4 protein-coding genes and 1 pseudogene are annotated in these 4,903 nt (G+C 45.5%); all 5 read left to right on the top strand.

Annotated elements, in window-relative coordinates; all coding sequences use genetic code 11:
* The coding region (locus FTV42_RS15555) for an IS91-like element ISVsa3 family transposase (RefSeq protein ID WP_179989166.1) at positions 1-1,269 on the top strand (1,269 nt) is incomplete at its 5' end.
* 570 nt (positions 1,270-1,839) lie between these two features.
* A complete protein-coding gene (locus tag FTV42_RS15545) occupies positions 1,840-2,217 on the top strand; it encodes a hypothetical protein (RefSeq protein WP_044502095.1) in 378 nt (125 codons plus the stop codon).
* 23 nt (positions 2,218-2,240) lie between these two features.
* Positions 2,241-3,377 (top strand): tetracycline-inactivating monooxygenase Tet(X), encoded by a 1,137-nt coding sequence (gene tet(X), locus FTV42_RS15540; RefSeq protein WP_044502094.1) that lies wholly within the window; start codon positions 2,241-2,243, stop codon positions 3,375-3,377.
* A 17-nt stretch (positions 3,378-3,394) separates the two neighbouring features.
* A complete protein-coding gene (estT, locus tag FTV42_RS15535) occupies positions 3,395-4,255 on the top strand; it encodes a macrolide hydrolase EstT (RefSeq protein ID WP_077782102.1) in 861 nt (286 codons plus the stop codon).
* Positions 4,256-4,311: 56 nt separating this feature from the next.
* Positions 4,312-4,788 (top strand): annotated as a pseudogene (locus FTV42_RS15530) (GMP synthase (glutamine-hydrolyzing)); the annotation flags it as partial.
* Between the last annotated feature and the right edge of the window lie 115 nt (positions 4,789-4,903).

Here is a 4,903-nt window from a genome sequence, read left to right as displayed (position 1 = left end):
TGCGAGTCTTGCCACGCCGAGCACCTGGTCGCTTTCAGCTGTAAGCGTCGCGGTTTCTGCCCGAGCTGTGGGGCGCGGCGGATGGCCGAAAGTGCCGCCTTGCTGGTTGATGAAGTACTGCCTGAACAACCCATGCGTCAGTGGGTGTTGAGCTTCCCGTTTCAGCTGCGTTTCCTGTTTGCCAGCCGGCCCGAGATCATGGGGTGGGTGCTGGGCATCGTTTACCGCGTCATTGCCACGCACCTGGTCAAGAAAGCGGGCCATACCCACCAAGTGGCCAAGACGGGCGCGGTCACCCTGATCCAGCGTTTTGGATCGGCGCTCAATCTGAATGTTCACTTCCACATGCTGTTTCTCGACGGTGTGTATGTCGAGCAATCCCACGGCTCAGCGCGTTTCCGCTGGGTCAAGGCGCCGACCAGCCCAGAGCTCACCCAGCTGACGCACACCATCGCCCACCGGGTGGGTCGCTATCTGGAACGGCAAGGCCTGCTGGAACGGGATGTCGAAAACAGCTATCTGGCCTCGGATGCGGTGGATGACGACCCGATGACACCCCTGCTGGGGCACTCGATCACTTACCGTATCGCTGTCGGTTCACAGGCGGGGCGAAAGGTGTTCACTTTGCAAACTCTGCCGACCAGTGGTGATCCGTTCGGTGACGGGATTGGCAAGGTAGCCGGGTCCAGCCTGCACGCCGGCGTGGCGGCCAGGGCCGATGAACGCAAGAAGCTCGAACGGCTGTGCCGGTACATCAGCCGCCCGGCGGTATCCGAGAAGCGGCTGTCGTTAACACGAGGCGGCAACGTGCGCTACCAGCTCAAGACGCCGTACCGGGACGGCACCACGCACGTCATTTTCGAACCATTGGATTTCATTGCAAGGCTGGCCGCCCTGGTACCGAAGCCCAGAGTCAACCTAACCCGCTTCCACGGGGTGTTCGCACCCAACAGTCGGCACCGGGCGTTGGTCACGCCGGCAAAACGGGGCAGGGGCAACAAGGTCAGGGTGGCTGATGAACCGGCAACACCAGCACAACGGCGAGCGTCGATGACATGGGCGCAACGGCTCAAGCGTGTTTTCAATATCGACATCGAGACCTGCAGCGGCTGCGGCGGCGCCATGAAAGTCATCGCCTGCATTGAAGACCCTATAGTGATCAAGCAGATCCTTGATCACCTGAAGCACAAAGCCGAAACCAGCGGGACCAGGGCGTTACCCGAAAGCCGGGCGCCACCGGCTGAGCTGCTCCTGGGTCTGTTTGACTGACGAGCCTGAAGGCCAACGATACCAATCAAAATGCTGCGTTCACAGCGCCGCGGCAGGGATCCGCCGTGCTGGTTGTCGGAAAAGGAGCCGCTAGTGGGAAAGAGGAGGGTAAATTTTCAGCGTTGCTGGCTCCCCGTCAGCCGGATTGGGTTGCATCGCAGGGGTGTCGAAAGAGTCAACTGCGGTCCAAAGCTGTTGGACTTGGGTGAAAAGGGCGTTTATTCTTCCTATACGTTGTTCAGAATAACATTGTTCCGCCAACAATCAATTCGGTAGATATTGAACCTGAATATAGGGATATATTTAACTTGACGTTACACCAATCACAACAACGGCAAGTGAATTACGCAATGAGTAATACTTTTGGTTTTGGCGGACACATTGCCACAAGTATTTTTAAAAAATATGCTGAATAGAGAGTAGGTGCTAACTTCGGTTTGCTCGTGTTGGCGCTAAATCGAAAGTTCAAGTATCCCAACATGTTCCTTCGTATAGAAGTTAAAAGTTGGCAATTATCGTAGAACAACCTACAGACAACACCAATATGTAACCGATAAATAATTACAAAATATGACCGACAGAGTAAACATCATCAATAACTACATCGATGGATACAACCAATTTGATATCAAAAAAATGGTTGCAGACCTTGACGATAATATTGTTTTTGAAAACATTCAAAATAATGATATAAGTTTATCGCTGAAAGGGTTAACAGCGTTTAAACAACAGGCAGAAACAGCAAAAACATACTTTGCAAAGAGAACACAGACAGTTAAATCGTTTAGGCATTTTGACAACAGCACTGAAATAGAAATTGATTATACAGCAATTTTAGCAATTGACTTTCCGAACGGCTTAAAAAAAGGGCAAAAGCTAAAGTTATCAGGAAAATCCGTGTTTGAATTTAAAAAAAACAAAGTGATTAAATTGACAGACATTAGTTGACATTAAAACCAGCGAACAAGAATATGACTTTACTAAAACATAAAAAAATTACAATAATTGGTGCCGGGCCTGTTGGATTAACAATGGCGAGATTGTTACAGCAAAACGGCGTGGACATTACAGTTTACGAGAGAGACAAAGACCAAGATGCAAGGATTTTTGGTGGGACACTTGATCTGCACAGGGATTCGGGACAGGAAGCAATGAAAAGAGCGGGATTGTTACAAACTTATTATGACTTAGCTTTACCAATGGGTGTAAATATTGTTGATGAAAAGGGCAATATTTTAACCACAAAAAATGTAAGACCCGAAAATCGTTTTGACAATCCTGAAATAAACAGAAATGACTTAAGGACTATCCTATTAAATAGTTTACAAAATGATACCGTCATTTGGGATAGAAAACTTGTTACCCTTGAACCTGATAAGGAGAAGTGGATACTAACTTTTGAGGATAAATCGAGTGAAACAGCAGATCTGGTTATTATTGCCAATGGTGGAATGTCTAAAGTAAGAAAATTTGTTACCGACACGGAAGTTGAAGAAACAGGTACTTTCAATATACAAGCCGATATTCATCAACCGGAGGTGAACTGTCCTGGATTTTTTCAGCTTTGCAATGGAAACCGGCTAATGGCTGCTCATCAAGGTAATTTATTATTTGCGAATCCTAATAATAATGGTGCATTGCATTTTGGAATAAGTTTTAAAACACCTGATGAATGGAAAAGCAAAACGCGGGTAGATTTTCAAGACAGAAATAGTGTCGTTGATTTTCTCCTGAAAAAATTTTCCGATTGGGACGAACGCTACAAAGAACTGATTCGTTTGACATCATCTTTTGTAGGGTTAGCGACACGAATATTTCCCTTAGATAAGTCTTGGAAAAGTAAGCGTCCATTACCCATAACGATGATTGGAGATGCTGCTCATTTGATGCCTCCTTTTGCAGGACAAGGCGTAAACAGTGGGTTGATGGATGCCTTGATATTGTCGGATAATCTGACCAATGGGAAATTTAACAGCATTGAAGAGGCTATTGAAAATTATGAACAGCAAATGTTTGCTTATGGAAGAGAAGCACAGGCAGAATCAATAATAAACGAAACGGAAATGTTCAGCCTCGACTTTTCTTTCCAAAAACTAATGAATCTATAAAACAGAAAGGCGAGGAAATGAAAGAGAAAATAGTTAAAAAAAACGGAATAAGACTTTTTACCGAAAGTTTTGGATGTGAAAAAGATCCGGCAATACTCTTGATTGCGGGAGCAACGGTATCCATGTTGTATTGGGATGCTGAATTTTGCCAGAAACTATCTGAAAAGGGATTTTTTGTTATTCGCTACGACAATAGGGACGTAGGAAAATCTACTAATTACGAACCGGGTTCAACCCCCTATGATATTGTTGACTTAACCCATGATGCTATTTCAATTTTGGACGGCTATAAAATAGTCAAAGCCAATTTTGTGGGAATTTCACTGGGCGGACTGATTTCTCAAATAGCATCAATAAAATATGCCGACAGGGTAAGTTCAATAACACTAATCTCATCAGGTCCTTGGGGCGACTCAGACCCCACAATTCCTGAAATGGATACGCGTATTTTAGATTTTCACGGAAAAGCTGAAACCGTAGATTGGACAAATGAAGACAGTGTGGCAAATTATTTAATTCAAGGTGCTGAATTGATGAGCGGCAGGAAACAATTTGACAAACAAAGAAGTGAAAAACTGATTAGAGCCGAATTTAAAAGAGCTAATAACTATATAAGTATGTTCAATCATGCGGCACTGCAAGGTGGTGAAGAATACTGGAACAGATTGAGCGAAATCAATCAACCAACCTTAATTGTACACGGAACGGACGATAAAATATGGCATTTTAAGAATTCAGCAGTTTTACTTGAAAAGATAAACGGCTCAAAACTAATAACGCTTGATGGAACCGGACACGAACTACATTTCGAAGATTGGAATAAAATTATTGATGGAATAACGCAACATACAACAAATAACAAAAGAATGAACAAATAGGGTATTATGTATTTCCAAATCAACGGTTTAGAGATTGAAGCTAATATCAATGTGTTATGACGCTCAAGCTGGTGGAGCCGCTGCGCGAGCTGTTTAAAGATGAGGTGCGCAAGATCGGTATGGAGTTAGGTCTGCCCTACGACATGGTTTACCGTCATCCCTTCCCTGGCCCTGGCTTGGGTGTGCGTATTCTTGGCGAAGTAAAAAAAGAATATGCCGACAGGTTGCGCTTGGCTGATGCCATCTTTATCGAAGAGCTGTATGCCGCTGACCTGTATCACAAAACCAGCCAAGCCTTCGCTGTATTCTTGCCAGTGAAGTCGGTTGGCGTAGTGGGCGATGCCCGCCGCTATGAGTATGTGGTGGCATTGCGCGCAGTAGAAACTATCGATTTTATGACAGCGCGCTGGGCACACTTGCCGTATGAGTTTTTAGAAACGGTTTCTAGCCGCATCATTAATGAGATTCCCGGTATTTCGCGGGTAACCTACGATGTTTCCTCAAAGCCGCCGGCAACTATTGAGTGGGAGTGACGGGCACTGGCTGGCAATGTCTAGCAACGGCAGGCATTTCGGCTGAGGGTAAAAGAACTTTCCGCTAAGCGATAGACTGTATGTAAACACAGTATTGCAAGGACGCGGAACATGC

Origin of the sequence: Acinetobacter sp. YH16052 (genome assembly GCF_013417155.1) — a bacterium.
In the GTDB taxonomy this organism is placed as follows: Bacteria; Pseudomonadota; Gammaproteobacteria; order Pseudomonadales; family Moraxellaceae; genus Acinetobacter.
Note: the sequence above shows the minus strand (reverse complement) of the source record. Positions and strands in the feature narration are given on the sequence as shown.

Bases quoted from the DNA above. Each gene is read 5' to 3' on its own strand.
- estT (WP_077782102.1), top strand. From the start codon at position 3,395: ATGAAAGAGAAAATAGTTAAAAAAAACGGAATAAGACTTTTTACCGAA.
- FTV42_RS15545 (WP_044502095.1), top strand. From the start codon at position 1,840: ATGACCGACAGAGTAAACATCATCAATAACTACATCGATGGATACAAC.